The 24,773-nt window shown below is 49.4% G+C and carries 24 protein-coding genes; 9 read left to right on the plus strand and 15 right to left on the minus strand.

All coding sequences use genetic code 11. The features are described 5' to 3' along the window. Window positions 1-9: 9 nt before the first annotated feature. Together AT746_RS07255 and AT746_RS07260 are read right to left on the minus strand one after the other, a co-directional pair. Window positions 10-576, minus strand: coding sequence for an NADPH-dependent FMN reductase (locus AT746_RS07255; RefSeq protein WP_062478433.1), 567 nt, complete (start codon window positions 574-576; stop codon window positions 10-12). 24 nt (window positions 577-600) lie between these two features. Next, window positions 601-1,500, minus strand: a complete 900-nt coding sequence (locus tag AT746_RS07260) for a pirin family protein (protein ID WP_062478435.1) — start codon at window positions 1,498-1,500, stop codon at window positions 601-603. A gap of 107 nt (window positions 1,501-1,607) precedes the next feature. On the opposite strand from AT746_RS07260, the gene AT746_RS07265 reads away from it, so the two are divergent. Then, complete coding sequence (locus AT746_RS07265; RefSeq protein WP_062478438.1) at window positions 1,608-2,534, plus strand: LysR substrate-binding domain-containing protein; 927 nt, start codon at window positions 1,608-1,610, stop codon at window positions 2,532-2,534. 45 nt (window positions 2,535-2,579) lie between these two features. Here the strand turns inward: AT746_RS07265 and AT746_RS07270 are convergent, their stop codons facing one another. Then, window positions 2,580-3,416 (minus strand): DUF2306 domain-containing protein, encoded by an 837-nt coding sequence (locus AT746_RS07270; protein ID WP_062478441.1) that lies wholly within the window; start codon window positions 3,414-3,416, stop codon window positions 2,580-2,582. Window positions 3,417-3,614: 198 nt separating this feature from the next. On the opposite strand from AT746_RS07270, the gene AT746_RS07275 reads away from it, so the two are divergent. From AT746_RS07275 to AT746_RS07290, 4 genes are all read left to right on the plus strand, one after another. Next, window positions 3,615-4,715, plus strand: coding sequence for a helix-turn-helix transcriptional regulator (locus AT746_RS07275; protein WP_062478444.1), 1,101 nt, complete (start codon window positions 3,615-3,617; stop codon window positions 4,713-4,715). A gap of 95 nt (window positions 4,716-4,810) precedes the next feature. Beyond that, complete coding sequence (locus AT746_RS07280; protein ID WP_062478447.1) at window positions 4,811-5,230, plus strand: hypothetical protein; 420 nt, start codon at window positions 4,811-4,813, stop codon at window positions 5,228-5,230. Then, window positions 5,227-5,952: a DUF4386 domain-containing protein gene (locus tag AT746_RS07285; protein ID WP_062478449.1), complete on the plus strand. Its 726-nt coding sequence runs from the start codon at window positions 5,227-5,229 to the stop codon at window positions 5,950-5,952. Before AT746_RS07280 ends, AT746_RS07285 begins: the two co-directional genes overlap by 4 nt. A gap of 21 nt (window positions 5,953-5,973) precedes the next feature. Beyond that, on the plus strand, window positions 5,974-6,453 hold the full coding sequence (locus AT746_RS07290; protein WP_062478452.1) for a hypothetical protein: 480 nt from the start codon (window positions 5,974-5,976) through the stop codon (window positions 6,451-6,453). A gap of 175 nt (window positions 6,454-6,628) precedes the next feature. Here the strand turns inward: AT746_RS07290 and AT746_RS07295 are convergent, their stop codons facing one another. Then, window positions 6,629-7,459, minus strand: a complete 831-nt coding sequence (locus AT746_RS07295; protein WP_062478456.1) for a PEP-CTERM sorting domain-containing protein — start codon at window positions 7,457-7,459, stop codon at window positions 6,629-6,631. Between the two features lie 326 nt (window positions 7,460-7,785). Here AT746_RS07295 and AT746_RS07300 point away from each other — a divergent pair, with 326 nt between their 5' ends. Together AT746_RS07300 and AT746_RS07305 are read left to right on the plus strand one after the other, a co-directional pair. Next, window positions 7,786-8,463, plus strand: a complete 678-nt coding sequence (locus AT746_RS07300; protein ID WP_062478458.1) for a type 1 glutamine amidotransferase domain-containing protein — start codon at window positions 7,786-7,788, stop codon at window positions 8,461-8,463. A gap of 391 nt (window positions 8,464-8,854) precedes the next feature. Beyond that, window positions 8,855-10,915, plus strand: coding sequence for a tetratricopeptide repeat protein (locus tag AT746_RS07305; RefSeq protein ID WP_062478461.1), 2,061 nt, complete (start codon window positions 8,855-8,857; stop codon window positions 10,913-10,915). A 31-nt stretch (window positions 10,916-10,946) separates the two neighbouring features. Here AT746_RS07305 and AT746_RS07310 read toward each other — a convergent pair whose 3' ends face one another. The 4 genes from AT746_RS07310 to bfr all read right to left on the minus strand — a co-directional run bounded on the left by AT746_RS07310 (window position 10,947) and on the right by bfr (window position 16,519). After that, window positions 10,947-11,519 (minus strand): PEP-CTERM sorting domain-containing protein, encoded by a 573-nt coding sequence (locus AT746_RS07310; RefSeq protein ID WP_062478464.1) that lies wholly within the window; start codon window positions 11,517-11,519, stop codon window positions 10,947-10,949. A gap of 58 nt (window positions 11,520-11,577) precedes the next feature. Further along, window positions 11,578-14,649: a PKD domain-containing protein gene (locus tag AT746_RS07315; RefSeq protein WP_062478467.1), complete on the minus strand. Its 3,072-nt coding sequence runs from the start codon at window positions 14,647-14,649 to the stop codon at window positions 11,578-11,580. Next, window positions 14,649-15,704: a PPC domain-containing protein gene (locus AT746_RS07320; RefSeq protein WP_062478471.1), complete on the minus strand. Its 1,056-nt coding sequence runs from the start codon at window positions 15,702-15,704 to the stop codon at window positions 14,649-14,651. Before AT746_RS07320 ends, AT746_RS07315 begins: the two co-directional genes overlap by 1 nt. A 347-nt stretch (window positions 15,705-16,051) precedes the next feature. Next, window positions 16,052-16,519, minus strand: coding sequence for a bacterioferritin (gene bfr / locus AT746_RS07325; protein WP_062478474.1), 468 nt, complete (start codon window positions 16,517-16,519; stop codon window positions 16,052-16,054). Between the two features lie 239 nt (window positions 16,520-16,758). Between bfr and AT746_RS07330 the strand changes: the two genes are divergently transcribed. Continuing rightward, window positions 16,759-17,823, plus strand: a complete 1,065-nt coding sequence (locus tag AT746_RS07330; RefSeq protein WP_062478477.1) for a saccharopine dehydrogenase family protein — start codon at window positions 16,759-16,761, stop codon at window positions 17,821-17,823. Between the two features lie 69 nt (window positions 17,824-17,892). Here the strand turns inward: AT746_RS07330 and AT746_RS07335 are convergent, their stop codons facing one another. From AT746_RS07335 to AT746_RS07355, 5 genes are all read right to left on the minus strand, one after another. Continuing rightward, window positions 17,893-18,477 carry a CBS domain-containing protein gene (locus AT746_RS07335; protein WP_062478480.1) on the minus strand — a complete coding sequence of 195 codons (585 nt, stop codon included), beginning with the start codon at window positions 18,475-18,477 and terminating at the stop codon, window positions 17,893-17,895. A gap of 84 nt (window positions 18,478-18,561) precedes the next feature. Continuing rightward, window positions 18,562-18,888 carry a hypothetical protein gene (locus tag AT746_RS07340; protein WP_062478483.1) on the minus strand — a complete coding sequence of 109 codons (327 nt, stop codon included), beginning with the start codon at window positions 18,886-18,888 and terminating at the stop codon, window positions 18,562-18,564. A 113-nt stretch (window positions 18,889-19,001) separates the two neighbouring features. Beyond that, window positions 19,002-19,748 carry a DUF3307 domain-containing protein gene (locus AT746_RS07345; protein ID WP_062478486.1) on the minus strand — a complete coding sequence of 249 codons (747 nt, stop codon included), beginning with the start codon at window positions 19,746-19,748 and terminating at the stop codon, window positions 19,002-19,004. Beyond that, entirely contained in the window at window positions 19,741-20,175 is a 435-nt protein-coding gene (locus tag AT746_RS07350) for a hypothetical protein (RefSeq protein WP_062478489.1), read from the minus strand. The genes AT746_RS07345 and AT746_RS07350 overlap by 8 nt, the downstream gene beginning before the upstream one ends. Further along, window positions 20,169-20,366, minus strand: a complete 198-nt coding sequence (locus tag AT746_RS07355) for a hypothetical protein (RefSeq protein WP_062478492.1) — start codon at window positions 20,364-20,366, stop codon at window positions 20,169-20,171. Before AT746_RS07355 ends, AT746_RS07350 begins: the two co-directional genes overlap by 7 nt. Window positions 20,367-20,659: 293 nt before the next feature. Here AT746_RS07355 and AT746_RS07360 point away from each other — a divergent pair, with 293 nt between their 5' ends. Next, the gene (locus AT746_RS07360) at window positions 20,660-21,235 is read left to right on the plus strand and encodes a PEP-CTERM sorting domain-containing protein (RefSeq protein ID WP_197414341.1); all 576 of its coding nucleotides are present in this window, start codon (window positions 20,660-20,662) and stop codon (window positions 21,233-21,235) included. Between the two features lie 97 nt (window positions 21,236-21,332). Here the strand turns inward: AT746_RS07360 and AT746_RS07365 are convergent, their stop codons facing one another. Together AT746_RS07365 and AT746_RS07370 are read right to left on the minus strand one after the other, a co-directional pair. Then, entirely contained in the window at window positions 21,333-22,601 is a 1,269-nt protein-coding gene (locus tag AT746_RS07365) for a YeaH/YhbH family protein (RefSeq protein ID WP_062478498.1), read from the minus strand. 18 nt (window positions 22,602-22,619) lie between these two features. Further along, on the minus strand, window positions 22,620-24,542 hold the full coding sequence (locus AT746_RS07370; RefSeq protein ID WP_062478501.1) for a PrkA family serine protein kinase: 1,923 nt from the start codon (window positions 24,540-24,542) through the stop codon (window positions 22,620-22,622). Window positions 24,543-24,773 lie beyond the last annotated feature (231 nt).

Consider the following 24,773-nt stretch of genomic DNA (forward strand, 5'->3'; position numbering starts at 1 on the left):
TTTTTGATGTTAAAGAGGAGTCTCTTCTGCGGAAGTTCTGACGCCGGATTTTTCCTGTAACAGCTGCAGTAACTTATCTAGCTTTGACTGAATATCGGGATTGACGAGGGTGTTTGTACTGGTATTAAAGTTGTCATAAAAAGCAGGAACCGACAGGCTGCCAACCAAATCAGCATTAAAATGAGGCGCGGAGTTCACTGCGGATGACAATACATTCTGAGCGCCCCCCGGTCCGGGCGAGGTAGCAAGCCACAGAGCAGGTTTGCCCTGGAAGACTTTCAGGTTAATACGAGACGCCCAGTCGAAAACGTTTTTATACGCGGCCGTGTAACTGCCATTGTGCTCGGCATAGGAAATGATTATGGCATCGGCTGCAGCAATTTTGTCCAGAAACCTTTTTGCAAGCGGGTGTTGGCCGATTTCTTCTTCAATGTCCAGGCTGAATATCGGCATCTGATAATCATTGAGATCCAGCACGTCGACTTCTGCATCCCGGATCTGGCTGGCTGCATAGCTGGCCAGGGCCTTATTGATCGATTTTTTGCTGCTGCTCGCGCCCAGTGCAAAGACTTTCATTGGTATTTTCTCCCGTGTGGATTTTTATAAATTGGTAATACTTTTTCTTTCAACCTGTCCCATTAAACCAGCCTTAGCCGAAGCCTGTGCTTGTGCTATTTCCTGGCAGTCCTTTAGCGCGAAAGGTCCGTGATTGACGAACTTCTCCGAAGAAAGGGGCGTGTTGATCAAAACGAAATGACTGTCTTGTGTGGCTTGTATTGACAGATTCTGAGATTCAGCTGATGTATTAAGTGCGATGGCATTGCCAGCGCGCAGTGTTGGAGAGTTTGGGCCAAAGCCTGCTACCAGTTCACCACAAACGGCATAGAGCCAGGCTGCAGAGTCTGCTTTGAGCGAATGGCTAAAGCGGGCGCCGCCAGCAAGTCTGCCATCAAGGATCGTTGCTGGCGCGAGGTTATCCTGATAGCCAGCGACACCATTTGTAGTTCCGGATACCACACGCACTTTTATACCATCAGATCTGAACAAAGGTATATCGGCGGCCTGGATATGATTGGCATTAGGGGATGCTATCGAGGTAGTGGCCGGAAGCTTAAGAAATATTTGTAAACCGCGTATCCGCGCACTCTCGGCTGATTTTGGTGACTCCTCATGCATGGCACCGCTGGCCGCGTTCAACCAATAGAGATCGCCAGCTCTGAGCGCCAGATGATTGTCCAGAGAGTCGTGGTTGTAGAATAAGCCTTCGGTTTCTTCGAAAAGCACGCTAATGGCCGCGATGCCTGCATGGGGATGTGCGCCAAAGGTGGGTTCAGTCATAGTGTAGTCGTCCACCATAATCAGCGGTTCCATTAATCCGTCAAAAGCCTCGCGCCGGAACTGTCGCGCTGAAAATCCCATCTTGTTATCGATTTCTTTTGCTGAGACCACTGATGACAGACGAATGGTGGAGCTAGCCGTTATCGTATGATTTAAATTCATGATTTGTTTCCCTTACGTTCTGAAACTGGATAATAAATATGGGACGAAAGTGGTTCAACAGGTTAAAATAAGACTTATCGTTCCATTTTTAGGACATTTGCAGAGGTATGCTGGATCTCAATAACTTACGCTATTTTGTTCATGTGGTTGATGCAAAAGGGTTCACGGCAGCCAGTAAGGAACTGAATATTCCTAAATCACGTCTGAGTCGCAGAATCAGTGAACTGGAGGAAAGCCTGCAGGTCAGGCTTCTGCACCGCAGCTCACGACAATTCTCGGTAACCGATATCGGCGCTACACTATACGAGCACGCAAAGGCCATGCTGGTTGAGGCGGATGCTGCCCAATTATCTGTCCAGCAAAGGCTGTCAGAGCCGGCGGGAACTGTAAAACTGGCCTGTTCAATCGGTATCGCTGATTTTGTGCTGGAGGATGTGATTCCTGGTTTTTTACGGCAGTATCCCCGGGTAAATGTGATTCAGGATGTCAGCAATCGTTTTGTCGATCCTGTGGGAGAAGGATTTGATCTGGTTATCCGGGCCCATGTGGAGCCGCTGCCAGATTCTTCACTGATCCAGAAGTCCCTCGCTCAGGTCTCCTGGGGGCTGTTTGCCTCTCCGGATTATTTGTCTGAAAACGGCTGCCCGGAATCTGTTAGCGAGCTGGCATGCCATTCCCGACTTGTCGTAGGAACCGATCCAGGCAAAAGCTGGAAGTTGTGGCGGGATCAGGAGGCCGCAGTTGAGGTGTCGTCTCCGGCACGATATCGGACTAGCAGTATGGCCAACTTAAAACGGGCGGCAATAGAGGGGATAGGTATTGTCGCGCTGCCAGCCTATGTCTGTAGCGACGCGCTGACCTCGGGAATTTTGCAGCGGGTATTGCCCCGCTGGCATGCTGGCAGGCCATATATCAGTTTGCTTATGCCGTCGCGCAGGGGATTGCTACCGGCTGTAAAAGCGCTGGCAGAGACATTGTCTGTGCACTTCAGGCGTATTGATGAACGCAGTATGGAGCAGCACGAGATGCCTTAACGCATCCTGACGATGATACTAACAAAGCGCCTCAACGCCACCTCTTTACATGCCCATTTTCGGAATCCATGAAGAGCTTGTGATCGCAAATACACCAATTGCCATGGCAGCACTGAACAGCAAAATAACACTGGCCACTATGGCCCGATATGGGGTGCTTATGGAATTCTGCGCCCGGAAATACAGTTCCAGTACAGCAAGGGGTAACAAGTATTGTGCAAAGGACACCACTTCAAGGAAGGGGCCGGAAAAGGTTTTGCTGTCGATGCCAATGCCGCCGGTGGTCATAAACCAGCCATATACCATCAGGCGCAGAAACCACACCGCGCTTACCACCATAAACAGCCTCAGTGCCCAGCGCCGGTGCGCGGCAAAGTTGCGTTTGATGGCGCAGTAAAGGGCGATGGGCACAAAAAGCATTACCAGTACTCCGCTGCCGGACACGCCAATATCCTGAATTAATGAACCGATAACCCGCTCCCGCGACCAGGTAAGGAAAAATCCAGCGATACTGACAATCAACGAAGCGATCATAAAGAACCAGCCGCTATAACGGTGCAGCCTGGGCACGGTATTGCGGATGGCCGGAATAAGTTGCATCTGGCCTGCGGCAATAATCAGACCCGCCACCAGAATATGGATGGCCAGTGCCGTGTTGCCCATATTGTCCCCGGCGATAAAGCCATTTGCCAGATGGGTTCCTGCAAAACCACCCACACCACCTTCAGCAAAACGCAGGCCGTAATACCCTGCGATATAAGCCACAAACAGCCACTGGCCTATGGCTGTGACGATAAACCAGGTTTTTGCAGAAAGGGAGAGCCAATCGGTTTTGCGCTTGTGTTGCAAAGGTGTGTTGGCGTCAATTGTAATATCAGTCATATTGTTTCCTCAGCATTGACTGTTGAATCATCTGTACGGCGCAATGCTGTCAGTAAAATCGCCTGTTATCGCGCCGAATTCGGAATTCGGCGCATAAAATTCTGACATACCCGGTAACATTCGCTTTTTGCATCCCGCTGTCGCACTGCATAGGATTAGGGCAGGTTAATTGGCTCTGAAAATCTTCGTGGATACGATATGACTCAGCTATATACGCTGCAACTGATCATCAGCCTGGGCTTGTTGGTTGGTCAATTGTGGGTGCGTGAAAAGCAGCCGGTACATCTTTTGTTCGCTCTGTTTTGCGGCTCTATGGCTATGTGTGCCGCTACCCGGTTGAGCGCGGGGAGCAGCCTGAGTGATTACGAATTTCTGATTGCCATGGGCGGCTTTGCCACCTGTAACGGCTATTGGCTGGTTGCCCGTGCATTGCATCAGGGTAGTGATGGTCTGGCGCTGCGCCATTATCTGGTGGCGGGCAGTGTTGGTGTGATGATCATCCTGTCTCATGGATTCTCCTGGTCGCAGCAGGTAATGCCGGATGCGCTGGGTGCATTACAGGGTGCCCGTTCGGCGGTATCGGAGATGCTTAATTTGATCTCCTCCACCTTGTTGGTGTTGAGTGCATGGGAAGGGTGTCGTGGATTGCGTCGTGCCAGGGGCCAGCAATTGCAGCAACAGCTGCTGTTTCTGGCCAGTTTTTGCGGGGCGGTACTGACCTGTACTGTGGTGTTAAAACTCACAGTTACGCCGCAAAATGAAGCGTATTGGCACCACCTGCTGGCAGCTATCTGTGGCATTCAGATTATGCTGGTTACCCAGGTGTTGATCCTGTGGAAGGCTCACACAGCCAAACACGGGATAGAATCAGAAGGGATGGCTGACCCAATGGTATCAGTGCCCGGCCATGAAAATGATATATTGCTGGCTGAAGAAATTACCCGTCGATTGCAACAACAACGCCAGTATTTGCAGACTAATCTGCGGGTCAGCGATATCGCCTGGGCACTGGACGTGCCGGAATACCGCATCAGCCGGGTTATGCGCGAACAACTCAGAGCGCAGAACTTTAATCATCACGTTAATACACTGCGGGTTTATCACGCCAGAGAATTGCTGGAAGATCCGGCTAACCGGCACTGGCCCGTGGCGGTAGTTGGCATGGAAAGCGGCTTTGCCTCGGTAGGACCCTTTACAAGAGCATTCAAAGCAGAATTCGGGCAAACGCCAAATCAGTATCGTGTCAGCCATTTCTGTGAATCATCGTCATCAGCCGCAGAACTGGTTTGTTCTGAATAGGCTGGTTATCAAGGTTCAGGGATTGTTTAAAGGGACTATATGAAAGTTCAAATGATGATCTGGCTGTCTGAACCATATTTCCCGGGGGAAGCATTATGGAAGTGTCGGCGCTGAGGCTAAATCTGCTCAGGGGAATGTACTTACTGATTGCCGTTGGGCTTGGTCTTACTATTTGGCCCCAGATACTCTTTCCATCAGATAGTCAGGCCGATGTACATACCGTGGTCGAAGCATTGCTGGGAGCACTGGCAGTGATGTGCATGCTCGGGCTGAGGTACCCGTTAAAGATGTTACCTCTTCTGATTTTCGAATTTCTCTGGAAGCTGATTTGGGTAGTGGCATTCGCCTATCGAATGTGGCGTGATACCGGCCTTGATTCCTATGCCGCTGAAACGCTGTTTGCCTGTGTTATCGGCCTGGTGCTGGTGCCCATTGTTTTACCCTGGGGATATGTGTTTGAGCGGTATTTCAAAGCTAAGGGCGAGCCCTGGATAATAAAAGGCAACCATCGATGAAATCCATTATCGACTCACCCAATACTTATACCAGGATTGCCGGAATTGCGTATTTATTGATTATTGGCTTTGGTATTACCGGGCAGCTTTTTATCAGGGGGGCTCTGGTAGACTTTGATAATGCAGCCTTAACTGCCAGCAATATCCTGGAAGCCAGCGATATATGGCGGCTCGGGATTGCTGGTGATGTGATGATGCACGCGCTGGATATTCCTGTGATGGTAATACTGTATTTCCTGCTAAAGCCGGTCAATAAGTTATTGGCTCTGGTCTCGGTCGCTTTCAATATGGCACAGACTGCCGTGCTTATCGCTAACAAGTTAGTGCTTTTAGTGCCGCTGATAATGATGAGCGATCCTCAGTACATGTCGGCCTTTGAGTCCGACCAAATCAGTTCTCAGGTTATGTTGTTGGTGAATATACATGATTACGGCTTTGCTCTTGGGTTAGTTTTCTTTGGCTTTGCCTGTGTGGGATATGGCTTGCTGCTCTATTGTGCTGACTATTTTCCAAGGTTTATCGGAGCGTTAATGATCGTTGCCGGATTAAGCTATCTGACCAACAGCCTTACGTTGCTAATCGCTCCTTCTCTGTCTGGTGTTGTATTCCCCATATTGATACTTTCTTTAATCGCAGAGCTCACCTTTGCCCTGTGGTTAATTTTTAAGGGCGTCGACGCCCGGGAATGGCAACGAAATGTTAGTAAAGGAGTCGCTTATTAATGTTCCATCATAGGAAAAAACATGCAATCAGATAAAAATACACTCTTAATCATTGGCGCTATTTGCAGCTTTGCAGCGGCCCTGGCCCATCTGGGTTGTATTGTTTTTGGCGGTGACTGGTATCGTTTCTTTGGTGCTGGCGAGCAAATGGCGAGTATGGCTGAGCAGGGACTCTGGTACCCGACCATTGTCACCTCAGTATTGGTTGTGGTGCTGTTGGTCTGGTCACTCTATGCCTTATCAGGTGCAAGGGTCATAACCCGGTTACCTTTGCTTCGTTCAGGTTTGTGTGCCATCTCTGCAATTTATCTGATCCGCGGTGTCGCCTTTATCTGGCTGATGCCAATGTTTCCCGAAAACAGCCTGACATTCTGGCTGGTAAGCTCAGGGGTTTGTTTAACTATCGGCCTGCTTTATGCGCTAGGCACGTATCAGGTCTGGGAGAGCCGAACAGCCGCAATGGCCGGGCTCAGAAACCCATCGCCACGGAGTCTTAGGTAATACTATAAACTCCTGACTTATGTTCATTGTCCGTCTTTGCTGACAAGCCTGCCAGACCGGTCTGATATGGTATTGTCGTGAACAGGTGAAAGTGGGTTGAAGTTAATTTTCTGCAAGGATATTTCAGACAACACCCGCGCAGGCATGTTTAACAACAACCCTTTTTAGGCATCATTCAGGATTGCTTTATCCGGCGGAAACCAAGCGCGGCCAGCCCTAAACCTAAGATCGCCAGGCTCGATGGCTCAGGAACTGACGTCGGACTCAGAAAAGCACCAGAGCCAGATGTAAAGGTTGCTCCGCCCAGATCGGTAAAGCTGAAGGTGCTGGTATTGAGAAAGTCTGTATAGGCGTTGTCACCAGAGGCATAGGCGTTGGCGAGAATTGCAACACCATAGGTTCTGCCTTGCTCAGCGACAAAAGAACCGCTTAATACCTCATCAAAAGAGTACAGACCATAATCACCGTCCTGAGCACTTTGATAAAATCCGGTATAGCTGATTTCATTGGCACTCTCTACCGGATCTGTATCGTCAAAAATGCCAAAGAATGATTCGGTTTCCAGCCAGCTCTGCATGCCGGTAATGTCGTAAATTCTGACATAAGACTGAAAGTAAGCTGAATCGAAGATTGAATCTGTATAAAAACTGCCATCAACACCGAAGTTGTAGCTGATAGTAGTCGGTGTCAGTAAACCGGAAAACTCAATAGTATCGAAAATGGTTACCAGTGCCTGCCCGGAGCCACCTTTAGAATACGAACTGGCGCCCACAACACCAGTTGACGTGTCAGCTCTGAGAGCAAGGCTTGTGGATGAATCTTCATAACTCTGTGTATAGGCTGAATTGGCCGTATCGGTTTCCAGTAAATGACTGCCTGATGTATCAGCGAGGATAACTGTTTCAATGGCTGATCTTTGCGTTATTACGCCAGCATGCGCTGAAGAACTAAAACCTGCTAACGCCAATAACCCCAAAGTCACCGGAACAGTATATTTTGACAACATAATTTTTCCTTATTATTCACTATTAAAATGGTATATATCGTTAAAAAACGATTAATTTAAGCAAGTCCCGGGCCTATATTTTAATTATTTGATTTTAATGTGTTTTTTTTCTCTTTTGTATGACACTTTTACTACGATTTGAGCAATCTGTTAAGTATACTGACAGCGTCAGCAGTACAGGGCATGATTAAGGTGGTTTTTGTGATCTAAATTCTACTGAATCAACAATACAAATGGTCTGTCTTTTTAATAACTTTGTACTGCAGATCTTTTAAGTCTTCATAGACTTGGCTCTGCCATATAAGAAAACAGGAGATTAAATAAAGATGAAAATACTGATGGTGCTGACCTCACACAACAAGCTGGGGGATACCGGCGAGAAAACCGGGTTCTGGCTGGAGGAATTTGCCAGCCCTTATTATGTGTTTAAGGATGCTGGTGCCGAGGTGGTGCTGGCTTCACCTAAAGGCGGTCAGCCGCCCCTTGACCCAAACAGCGAAGGTGAAGATTTTCAGACCGAAGACACTCGCCGTTTTGACCAGGATAAACAGGCGCAACAGCAGCTTGCCAACACACAAAAGCTCAGTGAAATAAATCCTGAAGAGTTTGACGGGGTCTTTTACCCCGGCGGTCACGGGCCTTTATGGGATCTGACCCACAATCAACATTCTGTTGACCTTATTGCTCAGACCCTGCTCACCAATAAGCCGTTGGCAGCGGTGTGCCATGCTCCTGCCGTGCTTACTGAAGTCAGGACCAATCAGGGCGTATCGCTGATAAAGGGTAAATCTGTTACCGGTTTTTCTAACAGTGAAGAGGCGGCGGTGAACCTGACAGAAGTTGTGCCATTTTTACTTGAAGACAAACTTAAAGCACTGGGAGGCAGTTATAAAAAAGCCGATGACTGGGCCAGCTTTGTGCAGGTGGATGGCCGCCTGATAACCGGTCAGAACCCGGCATCTTCCGCCGATACTGCCAGAGCATTGCTTAAGCAATTGCAATAAACCAGAATCACTGGGTGTCGGATGTCCGGCACTCAGGCTGTTGAGCCCGCCAGATTACCTCACCCAAGATTATCTTGCTGACGCTTTCAGATCTCAAAGCCGCCATCAAGAGGTGGTAGCCAGACCCTCTGGCATAGAGTGATAAATATCAGTACCTCTGCTGTCATCACTACTATAACCCGCAGCGGTATGGCGAAGCGTACAAACAAAAACCTTGACCCTTTATGGATGGGATAGTTAGATGTTTATGGCAAAGACGATAGTCAGGGATCGCGGATAATTTTTCCTATGATTGACATCAGGCTGTTACACGTCGGCACTACAGTTTCAGGCAGAGGCTCACCTAATAACACTGAGGTGAGATCCTGGCGAATGTTTTCAGGAGGAGAATGTGAGCGGCAAACAAGGCTCAGGAACGCGAAGTGGCAGCAAACGGGCGAGAGGTGTGCAGGCCTCGCCTGCCAAGTTACGTGCAGCTCAGCTGGCAGCCGGAATAAAATCGCAGACAGAAGTTGCCAGGCGTATTCAGGATGCTGAAGGGTTAGATAAACTTCCCCGTACGATGGTCAACCGCGTGTTTCGCGGCGGATCCGTCGATCCTGTCAGTATCGAGCGGGTGGCCCGGGCGCTGGATACTGATGCCTGGGCGTTGTACCTCACCTCTAAAGAAGCTGACAGTGCTGAGTATTCTGCGCACCGGGACACTGAGCCTGAAAAACTTCAGTTATCGGCGGATAGCGAACAAACCGGGGCAAACCAATCAATCAGTCTGACATCATTCTCCATGTTCTGGCTTTGGTCTGGTCTGGCCCTGATACTGTTAATCCTGTTTCTGCTTAATGTTATTCAGGCCGATGACAGTAAAGAAAGTGACATGCTCACATCCGGTCCGGTCTCTTTAATTCCTGTGAGTATATTAATACGTGCATCGAACGCCGGGGTGGAGCCTCTTGTCGAATCGATGCAAACAGCCTTAGCCGATGATTTTTCTGTGGCAGCGTTAAAACCACAACAACCCTCAGCGTCTGCAATGGCTGTTGATTTAGCCAGGGAATATCAGGCTGATGCTGTTGTAACCCTGGATGCTCAGCGTCATGGTCGCTACCAGAGACTGCGGGCCATGGCATTTTACAATGGCAGCGAAAGGGTATTCTGGTACAAGGTAGTAGGACATACCGTTGTATCTCAGCAGGCTCAACTATTAGCCGGACAGATCAGTAACCGGCTGCGCGAGCTTATACACACGGGCGCGGCGGCGCAGATGCTAACGGATAGCAGGATCCGGGCCTGGGACAATTATCTGCAGGCGAGACAGCTGATGGATGCCCATAAGCTGGAAAGCTGGGTTGAGTCTGATAAGACCCTTAATCTGCTATACACTGCGCTGAAAGATTACCCGGATTTTGCTGAAGGTGAAGCGGCCCTGTGTGAAACCTTTGTCTGGTACAGCTACGAGGGGTATGAAAAAGATCGGTTACAACAGGCAGAAAAACATTGCCAGAGGGCAACCATGCTGGCGCCAGAGAACAGTTACGTAATGGCCTCTCAGGCCTTGTTTGAACGCCGCACTTTGGGCCCGGTGGCGGGGGTTGAGGCTTATCAGCGAGTGCTGAGATTATGGCCTGACAATCTCGATGCCTTGCAGGGGTTGGGGGCCAGCTATCTGCTGTCCTTCAACGAAGCATCTTCGGAAATAGAGAATGTATCCGGGCTTGCCGAGCAAACCTTGCGCAAGGTTTTGCAGATTGAACCCGAATACTGGTTCAATCACTATCGAATGGCCAGCCATTATTTTTATCAGGGCAGAATGGATGAGAGTCTGGCGTATTTCCAACAAGCTGCTGATCTGGGAAAAAAAGCGGTGGCTTATAGCGGTGCAGGCGTGGTCGCGGTTTGTCTGGATAACCTGAAACAAGGGCGAGAGGCGTTTGAGCAGCTTCAGGCTTTGCACCCGAAAAATCATCTGGCTGATGAACAACTTGGATTGATTGCGTATCTTCAGGCTGATTATGCACTGTCACTGCAGCACCGGCTTTCAGCGATTGAAAAGATGGGGGACCCGGACCAGATTGTGTATCATCAGGTATGGGGTGCACTGGCGGCATCTTATTTGGGGGTGGATGATAAATCCGGCGCCCGGCGGGCGTTGCATAAAGCGCTAAGGGTGATTCAGCGTGATAAGTTAAGAAACAGCCAGTCCATATGGGGTGAAATAGGTGAGATATATTATCGCGTGAAACTTAACAGGATTGCCGGACAGGACATTACGGTGAGCGATCACGAACGTCAACGATTACTGCACCTGGCTAGTCAGGAATTGCAGCCGGCCGCTGTAACCACACTTGCGCTTACTTTCGATGAACTAGGAGAAGAGCAAGTGTCAGATACGCTCTGGCAAAAGGCAATTGATTTGTGCCCTGTATATCAGAGGCTGAAGTTGGCGCTGAACTGATAACGGCGGCTTTTGCCGCCGTGAGTCGCCTTTATCGGTTTGTTTTCATTCTGACAGCCAGTGCCCCAAGCAGCAACAAGGCGATGGTGCCGGGCTCAGGAACCGGATTACCGTCTGGCTGTGCACTTACATTTAACGTAGCAGCGAAGTGCTGTGCAGAAAGCTCAAAACCAAAACCGTCAGACAACAACACATCAGAAAACGCGATCATGCTGCTGCCAACTGCATCGGCACTGAAGTTCAGTGTGGCCAGGTGCAATGCATCGGCCTGAGTGCTTAGATCGAACTGCGAAGACAGGCTGGCCAGATTTAGAGTGCCGGCACCGCCGAGGCTATAACCAAAGTCGAGCCAGTCATCGTTAAACAGCACCGATTGAAACGACGTTATGGCATGATCAAACACAAAGCCGATGTCAAAGCCGCCCAGATCTGAGGAATCCAGCCCTGAGATCCACAGCTCCAGACTGATATTGTCGCCGAGATAATAGTTCTGTTCCACCGCTGCAGCCTCGTTATTGAAAGACAGAATGGGGGCTGCAACGCTGCTGTAAGACAGACCACAGGCAATGATTCCTGCGGTAATGATTTTTGTTAGTTTGTCCATTTTTATGCTCCTGAATTCTCTGGCCTGAGCTCAGGCCAGAGTTAGTGGTTATCGTTGTTTAATTAATCGTCGGCGTAGCGCATCCGGGCAATGAGCATTGCCGCACACAGCCTCTTGCATCCAGCACATTAATGATGCCGTCACCGTTCCAGTCCGCTCTATCGGTGTTATCGTTGGCGGGGGTATTACGTCTGGCCATGATGGCGCGGATATCTGTCGCATCAATCACCAGATCGCCGTCAATATCACACATCTGCGGCTCGGCAGCTTCATCTACTGTTACCGTCAGGGTGTCATTGTCGTTGGCCAGGCCATCAGAGACACTGAGTTGTAACAGGTATTGACCTGCGATATCCGGGGTAAACATAGCTTCAGCCTGACTGGCTGCTGTGATGAGCGCTTCACTATCATTCGGAGTGCTCAGTAGTTGCCACTGGTAGCTTAGCGGTTGTGGGTTGTTATCAGGATCATAGCTCTGACTACCATTAAGTAGCACCGTGTCACCGAGTTCAATCTGTTGGTCAGCCCCTGCGTTTGCCACCGGAATAGCATTTTCGGTGACAGTCACCACCACAGAATCGGTCTCCGCGACGTCATTGCTGCTCACATGCAGTTGCAGCACATAGGTACCGGTAACATCTGCTGTAAATATCGCTACAGCCTGGTCTGATGCGCTGATATCCTCGTTGCCAAGGCTACTGCCCGTCGCTACTGAAATAAACTGCCATTGGTAGCTGAGTTCATCGCAGTCGGCAGAAGCACTGGTATCTGAACCATTCAGCTCTGCCACTGTTCCCAGTTCAGTGCTGAAATCAGCTCCTGCTGAGACACTGAGTTCACAGATAATCTCATTGGTGATAGTGACGCTGAGTGTGGCCGTGTCAGACAGGTCACCATCGCTAACACTGAGTAGCAGTTCAAATGTTCCTTGTGCATCGGCAGTAAAGCTGGCTAACGGGCTGTTGGCGCTGCTGATATTATCGTCTGTCAGTTCGCTGCCAGTGGGCACACCGACAAATTGCCATTGATAACTCAGCGGTGAAGGACCATTGTCTGCATCAGAGCTGCCACTGCCGTCAAGCAATATCGTGCTGCCAATGCTGAGTTCACCTGAATAAACGGCATTTGCCTGAGGTGCGACATTGGTGGCGATTGCCTCAATCGTAACCGCATCCTGTGTACTGCTATCCTCAGCGTCACTGACAATCAGACCTATGGTGTAATCGCCCGCCATATCCGGAGTAAAATAAGGTGCTACAGAATCGGCGTTCTCTAACATGACATTACTGCCAACTGGCATGCTCAGAAATTGCCATTGATAGCTAATCAAATCACCATCAGCATCTACGGATTCTGAGCCATCAAGATTAACCAGGCTGTTAACCGGCACACTCTGATCTTCCCCGGCATCGGCGACTGGAATGCGGTTGAGTACTGAGACCAGGACCTCGGCGCTATCACTCAGCAGGCCATCATTGACGGTCAACTGGAAGCGGTATTCTCCGCTTACGTCAGCCTGTATGCTGGCTATCGCAACATTGGCGCTTTCAATATCGGTGTCAGTAAGCACACTGTCGTCAGGTACAGAAATCAATTGCCACAAATAACTCAGAGGTTGTGGCGCATCGTCAGGGTCAAATGACCCGCTACCATCGAGGTTAATCACTTCTCCACGATAAGCCTCAGCCGGTGCAATGGCCACCGCCACGGGCTGCTGTGGATCCGGTGGGGCATCAGGCAGATTGTAATCCAGCCGGTACGGGCCGATGCCGGTATCGTTGACGGTGCCGGAACTGTTATCCATCACCATCAAGGTATAGATGCCATCATCCGGCAGGCTATAGTCAATCAGTTCTGCAACCGTAGTCCCTCCGCGCTGGGTGAGATAGGTGCCGTTTTGTGCAAACAGATAGAGATATGGGGCCAGATTTGTCTCGTCGATATCCGTCACGCTGATATTGATAATATCACCGGCCTCACCGCTAAAGGTAAAGGTATCCAGATCACCGAGATCGATATATTCTTCCAAACTGCCGACACCGTCGATCTGGCCATGTTCATTGGCACCGGGCACTCTGACCAGATAGAGCTGGTAATCACCGGTGCCGGTATCATCAACGGTACCGGAGCGGTTATCCATCACCAGTACGGTATAGGTGCCGGTTTGTACGGCGGTAAAGCTGGCTTTGGAGACGGTATTGCCCTGTCCGTGCGTGACATAGCTGCCATCGGGGGCATACACCACCAGATAAGCAGACAGGTTGGTCTGATTAATATTGGCTGTGGAAAGCTGAACGAATTCACCGATACCGGCCTCAAAAGACCAGGTGTCGATATCGCCCAGCTCAATGGTTTCTTGTACAAAGCCACCGTTTATCAGACTGCCATGCTCGGCCACCGGCGGAATAGCCAGATACAGGCGATAATCACCGGTGCCGGTATCATCAACGGTACCGGAGCGGTTATCCATCACCAGTACGGTATAGGTGCCGGTTTGTACGGCGGTAAAGCTGGCTTTGGAGACGGTATTGCCCTGTCCGTGCGTGACATAGCTGCCATCGGGGGCATACACCACCAGATAAGCAGACAGGTTGGTCTGATTAATATCGGCTGTGGAAAGCTGAACGAATTCACCGATACCGGCCTCAAAAGACCAGGTGTCGATATCGCCCAGCTCAATGGTTTCTTGTACAAAGCCACCGTTTATCAGACTGCCATGCTCGGCCACCGGCGGAATAGCCAGATACAGGCGATAATCACCGGTGCCGGTATCATCAACGGTACCGGAGCGGTTATCCATCACCAGTACGGTATAGGTGCCGCTTTGTGCGGCGGTAAAGTTGGCTTTGGAGACGGTATTGCCCTGTCCGTGTGTGACATAGCTGCCGTCGGGGGCATACACCGCCAGATAGGCGGAGAGGTCAGTGTTATTGACATCGGTCAGTGACAACTGCACAACCTGCCCGGCACTGGTATCAAAAGACCAGGTGTCGATATCGCCCAGCTCAATGGTTTCTTGTACAAAGCCACCGTTTATCAGACTGCCATGCTCGGCCACCGGCGGAATAGCCAGATACAGGCGATAATCACCGGTGCCGGTATCATCAACGGTACCGGAGCGGTTATCCATCACCAGTACGGTATAGGTGCCGCTTTGTGCGGCGGTAAAGTTGGCTTTGGAGACGGTATTGCCCTGTCCGTGTGTGACATAGCTGCCGTCGGGGCATACACCGCCAGATAGGCGGAGAGGTCAGTGTTATTGACATCGGTCAGTGACAACTGCACAACCTGCCCGGCACTGGTATCAAAAGACCAGGTGTCGATATCGCCCAGCTCAATGGTTTCTTGTACATAGTCACCGTTAACCAGACTGCCATGCTCGGCCACCGGCGGAATAGCCAGATACAGGCGATAATCACCGGTGCCGGTATCATTAACGGTACCGGAGTTATTATCCATCACCAGTACGGTATAGGTGCCGCTTTGTGCGGCGGTAAAGTTGGCTTTGGAGACGGTATTGCCCTGTCCGTGTGTGACATAGCTGCCGTCGGGGGCATACACCGCCAGATAGGCGGAGAGGTCAGTGTTATTGACATCGGTCAGTGACAACTGCACAACCTGCCCGGCACTGGTATCGAAAGACCAGGTGTCGATATCGCCCAGCTCAATGGTTTCTTGTACATAGTCACCGTTAACCAGACTGCCATGCTCTGCCACCGGCGGAATAGCCAGATAAACTGAGTAATTGCCCATACCGGTGTCGTTATCCGTGCCGGAGTTGTTGTCTCGAATAGTGATGGTATAAGTGCCTGATAGTGACGCCGTAACGTTGATCTTGGAGATCCGGTTACCCTGGCCTGTGCTGACAGTATTACCATCTGGACCTGACAGCGTTGCCAAAGCCGACAACGAAGTATCGTTGATATCGACAACAGATATAAATATCTGGCTGCCAGCGTTGGCGTTAAATGTCCAGTTATCCTGCTCTCCCACAAATGAGATTGCGCCGCTGACAATACCACCATTTTGTAAGCTGTCTGCGGTGGCCGACAGAGGAAATATACTGACTGAAGCCAGAATCGACAGACTAAGCCATCTTTTCAGCCATTTCCGTGTTCTGACTGAAGCTGATTTGAATTGCCGATAACAGAGCAAGCTCTGTATCAATGAGAGAGAGGTTCGCATAACAGATCCTTTTCCTTGTTAAAAACTCTGACCACAGGGTCCAACGCCTGGTACTGCTAGGCATAAATGTCTATCGCTGTTTGGCAGCTCAGCGACAATCAGCCGGACTTCTCCGGCTATGCACATCTTTTAGTTTTGTCAGTAAACATCTGCTTGGGGAATAGACTCTGATCGTTAGCTGAACCTGTAATGGCTTATCTGATGCTAAATGGTGTTAACTGCTTCAATGTGGTGTGGGTGGTGAGAAAGCATAGGAGAGTGGATCTGAGAATGCTGACAGGGAAGTGAAAATCATATCTGGCCAGGGAGGGGCAATTGGCGCCCCCCGATGACGTCTTATCAGCTGATTACATCTGTGACTGCTGATAGTTGGGCAGGCCCATAAGCTTAATCAGGCGAAGCTGTTGCTCCAGCCAGTAAGCGTGATCTTCCTCGGTGTCTTTAAGCAGGGTAGTAAGCATATTGCGGCTGACAAAATCCTGCTCCTGCTCACAGAGTTTTATCGTATCTTTGAGCAGTTTTTGTACCCCGTATTCCAGATCCAGATCGTTTTGCAGCATTGAGGGCACGTCTTTGCCCACAGCAATGCTCTCTCTGGTCGCCATATCCGGCGTACCCTCAAGAAACAGAATGCGTTCGATTAAAGCGCTGGCGTGATCTTTTTCATCATTGAATTCATGATCGATACGTTCAAACAGCTTATTCAGTCCCCAGTCCTGATACATACGGGAGTGGATGAAGTACTGATCCATGGCGGTAAGTTCGTTCGCCAGCAGTCGATTAAGCGCATCGATGACTTTGGCATTACCTTTCATATTGAGTCCTGTTGATATTGGTAAACCTTAGTGCCCAAGTTTAGCCTAAATGTCAGGAAATATGAATTTTTACTTTTTAAATCAACGTATTAATAAATGGTAGTGATTCTTGTTGGCACTTCGTTTTGGGCTTAAACGCGGGCTTGCCAAATTTAATTCATACAATTGTTTGAATCTTGCTAAGGTTTATGAAATTAATAGGCTTAGCGAATAACAAGAAAATTTCTGACGGAGCAATTATGCAGAACAAGTGGATGATATACGGTGCCAATGGCTATAGCGCGGAGTTAATTGCCAGAGAAGCAAAAAAACGTGGTATGACACCGGTATTGGCAGGCCGTAATAAAGAGAAGGTTAATGCTCTGGCAAAACAACTTGGACTGGAGGCGGTGATTGTCGATCTCTCAGAAGGGCAAAAATTGCGTGAAAGTCTCAAAGACATGACACTGGTGCTGCATTGTGCCGGCCCTTTCTCTGCTACGCACAAACCTATGCTGGAGGCCTGTATTGACACCTCCACCCATTATTTTGATATTACCGGCGAGATTGCGGTGTTTGAACATGCCCATAGTGCTGAGGTGAGCCAGCGCGCCAAAGAGGCAGGCATAATGGTTTGCCCCGGTGTGGGTTTTGATGTGGTACCAACAGACTGCCTGGCGGCAAAACTGAAACAGGCGCTGCCTGGTGCGACGCATCTTGAGCTGGCGTATAAGGCTGCCAAACATCTTAGTCCGGGCACCGCAAAAACCTCTGTCGAGAGTATGGGAGGGCTATGTCAGGTTCGTGAGAATGGCAGCATTAAAGGTATTTACTCTAAAACCCGGCAGATCGATTTTGGTGAAGGCGAGCGCCTGGCCATGACCATTCCCTGGGGGGATGTCAGTACGGCTTATCACAGTACCGGCATAGAAAATGTGGCGGTGTATGTGCCCGTGCATCCCAAAACGGTGGCAAAGATGCACAAAATCCAGAAATGGCGCTGGTTCTATGGTTTGTCTTTTGTGCAGAATATGACTAAAAAGCAAATCGAAAAGAAGATCTCCGGTCCGGACGAAAACCTGCGTCAGGCCAGCCCGACCTACCTTTGGGGGCAGGTATGGGATGAGCAGGGCAATAAGCGTACCGCCCGTTTTACCACGCCTAACGGTTACGACCTGACTATTACGGCGCCTCTGGCGATGGTCAGTGCGGTGATAAATGGCGAAGTAAGCGCCACAGGCAGTATTACGCCATCACAGTTAATGGGCGAGGACTTTGTCTGGAGCCTGCCAGAGGTTACCCCTCTGGAGTGGGTAGATGCCTAGTCTGAGAAAAATGGTATACCAGGCGCATCGGGTGCGCCTGGGTTTATCACCTGATTTCTAATCTGTTATTCAGGTCAACTCGGCGTGGTTGTGGATGATATTGAAAATATCTTTAAAGCTATGGGCTGTGATATTCGTATTCTGAGGGATTTTCATTGCCCTCAGAATTTCCCGAATACAGATGACCCCGCACAGTTGATCCTGCTCATCCACAACCATCGCAAACTCTTCATCCAATTGTTGCATGGTATGGAGTAGTTCACCGACTGTGGCTGACTCTAATTCCTGGTATCGGATACCCTTTAACTTTTCTCTGGGAATCATCATGTCTTCGGCGTTGAGCTCAGTTCTTCTGAGGCCTTTGCATTCGCAGGTGATCAAAACCTTGCGGCTACAGAGATCGGCATAGCTGATTAACCCTATGATCCCTGAAGGACTTTGACTCACCAAAGCGTACTTGCTCTGGTTTTTCTGCATGCGGAAAACAACGTCATCGATTCCGGCATATTTATCCACGATCAGGGGGGAAGCCCCGCAGAAGGTGTTGAGTAAAGAAGATACCGGGCTTTGTAAGTCCAGCACGGGGGTAGTATGTTCTGTGCAGTATTGACCAATCTTATCCAGACCCAGCGTTTTCAATTTTTTATACAGCATTTGTTGTCTCCAACCAATTCAAGCAGCGTATCCCGGGCAGTCCGACAGGCAGAGAGTGGCGGTCCCCCCGGGGGTAATTAGTACTTATCTGTGACGCTGCGGTGGTGGAGCCCTGGGCTGATAGCCAGGAATATCATGCTGTTGATGGGAAGTCTGTGCGACAGATATCTGCCAGAAACTGTCAAAACAGGGAGGATCTGTGTTGAAGCTGACATTGATATCATCAGTGTCAGGCTCTTCTTCAGCCCATGTAAGGTGGCTTTGCACCGGATCCTGCTGCAGTGCTTTGCTGGCATCGGCTAATCCGCTGCTATTGACCGGCTCAACATATAACAGGCATACCCAGGCACTGAGGCTTAATAAGAGCCATTGAGGGATCCGACTGCGGTGTTGGGTCTGTTGCTGCATCATGCCGACGAAATCTGCGGTGTTATTGCTAATATGGATATGGCGGTGAAAAATACAAGCCCTGACAAGTTATAAAGCACAGAGATTAGGGTGATTTACAGTTTTAGTGAACGCCGTCACTGCCAGTTAATCAGGGCTCGTACACCCAGGCCCAGCAGAATAGTCATGGTGGTGCTGAGCAGGGTACCAAGCATCACATACTCGGTAAGCTGACGATCCTGTTGCCGGGTGAGATCACCGAAGCGAAATATGGACTTGGCCGCCAGTAAAAAGCCAATGCCTGCATATTGTTCTAACAAAACAAAAGTCAGGATCAATGTTCTTTCAATCAGGCCAATAACGTGGCCGGCACTGGGCAGACTGCTGTCGCTTTCGGTATGCCACTTCTTCAGTGCCATGGCAATCATGAAGGAAAACGGACGCAGAACAATCAGATAAGCGCTTAACAGCAGCAGCGTGTTGAGGTTGAGCAGGTGTTGCCAGAAGTATTCTGTAAGCTGCCAGGCCTGAGATGTCTGCAGCCATATCCATATCAGCACCAGCAGGTGCAAGATCTGATCGAGCACAAAAAAATACAGATTTCTTGGACAGTAGGATTTTATCAGGTCGATGGCGTAGTGGCTCAACCCCAGCACGATTGCCAATATTAACGGCTGAGTCAGAGTAAAACCCCAGCCATACCAGGTTTGCCAGCATACCAGTATCAGCAGAGATAAAGATGCGTGCAGCAGCCCATGATAAATCAGCTTTATCGAGCGGTAATGGCATTGCTGTCGATCCTTTATCCAGCTTAGTGGCTGGAAATAGAAGTCCGCCAGCAGGTGACCAATCAGCAAAGCAACGAGTAACAGTAATTCATCCATGAAAACACCTTTTAAAGAGTTGTTGGCTGTGCAGAACAAATTCCTGCAACAACTGATAATGACCCTGATTCAGTAAACGGGTGGCATTGACCCTTGAGCTGTCCAGACGCCGGGCAATGGCCTGATGACTATTATCGGCCAAAGTAAAGTATTCATACAATGCACAGGCCTGTCTCTTACTGATTTGGCTGATAAGGGTGTCGGCAAATTGCAATAATAAGGGCATATGAAACTGGTATTGCTGATTCGAACTGTTAATGCTCAGGCGCTGCTGGGTAGTCATATTGTCCAGCCCCTTACCGGACAGGGTGAAGGCCTCTCCTGTAGCGGTTTTGATATCGGCTCTGGGATTACTGACACTGCCGAAGCCTGTGCTGATGCGGGCGTCCCACCCATGGCTTATCAGGCCCAGGCGGATAATCAGCATGCCTGATATCGCTCTGTCAGGATCAGGTAGTAATAGCTGAAAGGCATCCCCCGGAAAATATTATAGCGGCCCTGTGCTGTACTGACTGTGGTAAGCAACTGATTCAGCTGATATAACAGGTTATCATACTGCTCAGAAGGGATTTTACCTGAATCTATCAGATCCCCTGTGAGTACCGCATATTCGGCCATATTGTTTTGTCAAAGTGATAAGTGGTCGTATAAAAGTAACCCAAATAGATTACATTGTAAAATGTAATCTAAAACGGTTACTTCAGTGTTTATCCCCGGCTTGAACAACAGTACTGGATATACAGAATAGAGTGTCGAAATATTTAACAAGTGATCGCATTGAACAACATAAGTTATTGATAAATATGGCTGGCATGTTATTTGCTTTAGTTTTGGTGACTGTAAAATTGTTTTAAGTCTTAACGAGGTACTCAAAGATGTCTGTCACCAAATTATGTCGTATGGGATCTGTTTTGGGAATAACCCTTTTGCTTAGCTTTACTGCAAAAGCCACTCTGATTTCTGCTGATTTTCGTACTGAAGCAAACCTGCCTGACTACCGGAATGGCCTGCCACTGATTTATGAAACCCTTGGTCAGTCCATTGGGGCCGGTGCAGAACTGAATAATACCCATTTTGTGCAAAACCCGGATAACTGGAGTGGCGGTGTTGTATGGATGGATTTTGATGCTGCGACCAATATTCTGACCCTTGATTCTCAGGATTTGTTGGACTTCCAGATTTTTGATGCCTGGATAAGCAATATTGTTTTCTCTCAGCCCGGGCAAAGTATCACAGGCATCAGTTTGCTGAGCGATGACCTTACCGATGTAGGAGTTGTTCCCGGTTTGTCTTTTACTGCCGACAGTCTGCATATCAGCTACGATAGTATGCCGGACATTTTTAACTTTACAGGTGGTAGTGCCACGTTCCAGATCGAGCTTGGCGAGACAGATGTTGTCGCGGTGCCAGAGCCACTGCCGTTAACCTTGTTGGGCTTAGGCTTAGTCGGGCTCGTGCTGACACGCAGAAAGCAGACAGCTAACTGATTGAGGCCCTGATGTTGGCCTGACCTGAGTGCTGTAAAACAGAGAAAGCCAGATAGAAACTCTATCTGGCTTTTTTAATGGTCGTCAATAAGCTGTTTTACGCTGCCTGTTTTTTGAACAGCTCTCTGAATACCGGGTAGATATCTTCCACATCGCGGATATGCTTTATGGCGAAGTTATCGAACACACCGGTCAGGCTTTCATATTGGCGCCACAGACTCTGGTGCTGACGCTGGGTAATTTCGATATAGGCGTAGTAGCGCACCACCGGCAGTAGTTTGTTCACCAGTAGTTCGGTGCACTGTGGTGAGTCATCGGCCCAGTTATCACCATCTGAGGCCTGAGCGGCATAGATATTCCATTCGTTACTGGGATAGCGAGCCTGAATAATCTCATCCATCAGCTTCAATGCACTGGAGACGATGGTGCCGCCGGTTTCCTGTGAGTAGAAAAATTCGTGTTCATCCACCTCTTTTGCCTGGGTGTGATGGCGGATATACACCACCTCTACATTTTTGTAGGTGCGGGTCAGAAACAGATAGAGCAGTATATAAAAGCGCTTGGCCATATCCTTAGTGGCCTGATCCATGGAGCCGGATACATCCATCAGGCAGAACATCACTGCCTTACTGGTGGGCAGAGGACGTTTTTCAAAATTGCGAAAGCGCAGGTCAATGGCATCCAGAAACGGCACTTTGGCGATACGGGCCTTGAGCTCGGCGATTTCGGCTTCCAGCCGGGTAATGTCCAGTTGATGATCATGTTTATCCTTTTTCAGGGCTTCAAGCTCTTCTTCCAGCTCACGCAATTGGCGACGTTTACCTCCGGTTAAGGCGATACGCCGGGCCATGGAGCCGCGCAGGGAACGAATAATATCCAGGTTGCTGGGTACGCCGTCGGTTTTAAAACCGCTTCGATAGGTTTTGTACTCAACCAGTTTGTCCAGTTGCGTCTTTTTCAGGTTGGGCAGGGCCAGATCTTCAAACAGCAGATCCAGATATTCGTCTTTGGAAATCTGAAATACGAAGTCGTCTTCCCCTTCGCCGCTGTCTGAGGCTTCACCCTCTCCGCTGCCACCGGACTGGCCGCCCAGTGGGCGCTGAATACGATCTCCCTGACTGAACTGATCGTTACCGGGGTGTACCATATCCCGCTCGCCACCCTTACCGGTGTGAAATATTGGTTCCCTGATATCCCGGGTGGGAATATTAACACTCTCGCCCGTTTCCACATCAGTGACACTGCGTTTACTGATGGCATCGGAAACCGCCTTTTTTATCTGCTGCTTATAGCGGCGGATAAAACGCTGACGGTTGACCGTACTCTTGCCTTTGCTGTTCTCTCTTCTGTCGATAAAGTGCGCCATACTGCTCTCCTGTGCACCTTAAGATGACTTGCGAACGCGCAGATACCACTCACATAACAACCTGACCTGTTTTCTGGTATAGCCTTTTTCGGTCATACGTTTGACAAAATCATCGTGTTTTTGCTGATCTTCCGCGCTGCTCTTGGCATTAAAGGAAATCACCGGCAGCAAGTCTTCGGTGTTGGAGAACATTTTCTTCTCGATGACGGTGCGCAATTTCTCATAGCTGGTCCATGCGGGGTTTTTGCCTTTGTTATTGGCTCTGGCACGCAGCACAAAGTTAACGATCTCATTGCGAAAATCTTTGGGGTTGCTGATCCCTGCGGGCTTTTCTATTTTCTCCAGCTCGGCATTCAGGGCTTCACGGTCAAATAACTGGCCGGTTTCCGGGTCGCGATACTCCTGATCCTGGATCCAGAAGTCGGCATAAGTGACATAACGGTCAAACAGGTTCTGTCCGTACTCTGAATATGACTCCAGGTAGGCGGTCTGGATCTCTTTGCCGATAAATTCCACATATTTGGGGATCAGATAACCTTTGAGAAACTCTTTATAACGCTCGGCAGTTTCAGGCGGAAACTGTTCCCGTTCAATTTGCCGCTCCAGCACATAAAACAGGTGTACCGGATTGGCGGCCACTTCCTGCGCATCGAAGTTGAATACCTTTGAGAGGATCTTAAAGGCAAAACGGGTACTTAATCCCTCCATGCCCTCATCGACACCGGCATAGTCACGGTATTCCTGATAAGACTTGGCTTTGGGATCGGTATCTTTAAGGCTTTCACCGTCATACACCCGCATTTTCGAATAAATGCTGGAGTTTTCCGGCTCTTTAAGCCGTGACAGCACAGTGAACTGAGACAGGATCTCCAGTGTGCCGGGGGCACAGGGCGCACCACTGAGCTCACTGTTTTCAATCAGTTTGCGGTAGATTTTCTGCTCTTCGGTCATACGCAGGCAGTAAGGCACTTTGACGATATAGACCCGGTCCAGGAAGGCCTCGTTGTTGCGGTTATTGCGAAAACTCATCCACTCAGATTCATTGGAGTGGGCCAGAATAATGCCGTCGAAGGGCAGGGCAGAAAACCCTTCTGTGGGGTTATAGTTTCCTTCCTGAGTCGCTGTCAGTAATGGGTGCAGCACCTTAATCGGTGCTTTGAACATCTCAACAAATTCCATCAGTCCCTGATTGGCTTTGCACAGAGCGCCGGAATAGCTGTAGGCGTCAGGATCATTCTGGGCAAACTGCTCCAGTTTGCGGATATCCACTTTACCCACCAAAGATGAGATGTCCTGGTTATTGTCATCACCGGGCTCGGTTTTGGCGACCGCTACCTGATCCAGTACTGACGGGTGCATTTTTACCACGCGGAACTGCGACACATCGCCGTTGTACTCATGCAGTCGCTTTCTGGCCCAGGGTGACATAATGGTTTTCAGATAGCGGCCTGGAATGCCGTATTCCTTTTCCAGAATCTCACCGTCTTCGTTGATATCAAACAAACACAGAGGATGATCGTTGACCGGAGAGCCTTTGATGCAGTAAACCGGCACTTTTTGCATCAGTTCCTTAAGTTTTTCGGCCAGTGAGGATTTACCGCCGCCTACAGGGCCTAACAAATACAGGATCTGTTTTTTCTCTTCCAGACCCTGAGCGGCATGTTTGAGATAGGAGACAATCTGCTCTATGGACTCCTCCATACCAAAAAAATCATCGAAGGCCGGGTAGTGGGAGATAACACGGTTTGAGAAGATGCGGCTGAGGGCTGGATCCTGCGAAGTATCCAGAGTCTGAGGCTCGCCAATTGCCAGCAACAGACGCTCTGCAGCATTGGCATAGGCCGACTTGTCCTGCTTACACAGCTCGAGAAACTCGCTGATGCTGTACTCTTCTTCCTTGTGGGCTTCGTATCGTTGTTGGTAGTGTTCGAAAATACCCATAAACCACCTCCGGGATAATCACTGGACTTGCTAATAGGAAATAAGGACACCTTTTTAACAGGTTGTCTTTAAAAGGTTAGACCCTATTTGCCATCTCTGTGTTGCAATTTATCGAATTAGTTTGTGGATAAGACGATTTTCCTGAACAAAAAAATCGCCTGTGTTCAACTGGATATAGACTGGCAGTGTAAACAGATCAGTTCTGCCATTTTACAGTGCGTTATACTTAGC

Origin of the sequence: Lacimicrobium alkaliphilum, from assembly GCF_001466725.1 — a bacterium.
Classification (GTDB): Bacteria; Pseudomonadota; Gammaproteobacteria; order Enterobacterales; family Alteromonadaceae; genus Lacimicrobium; species Lacimicrobium alkaliphilum_B.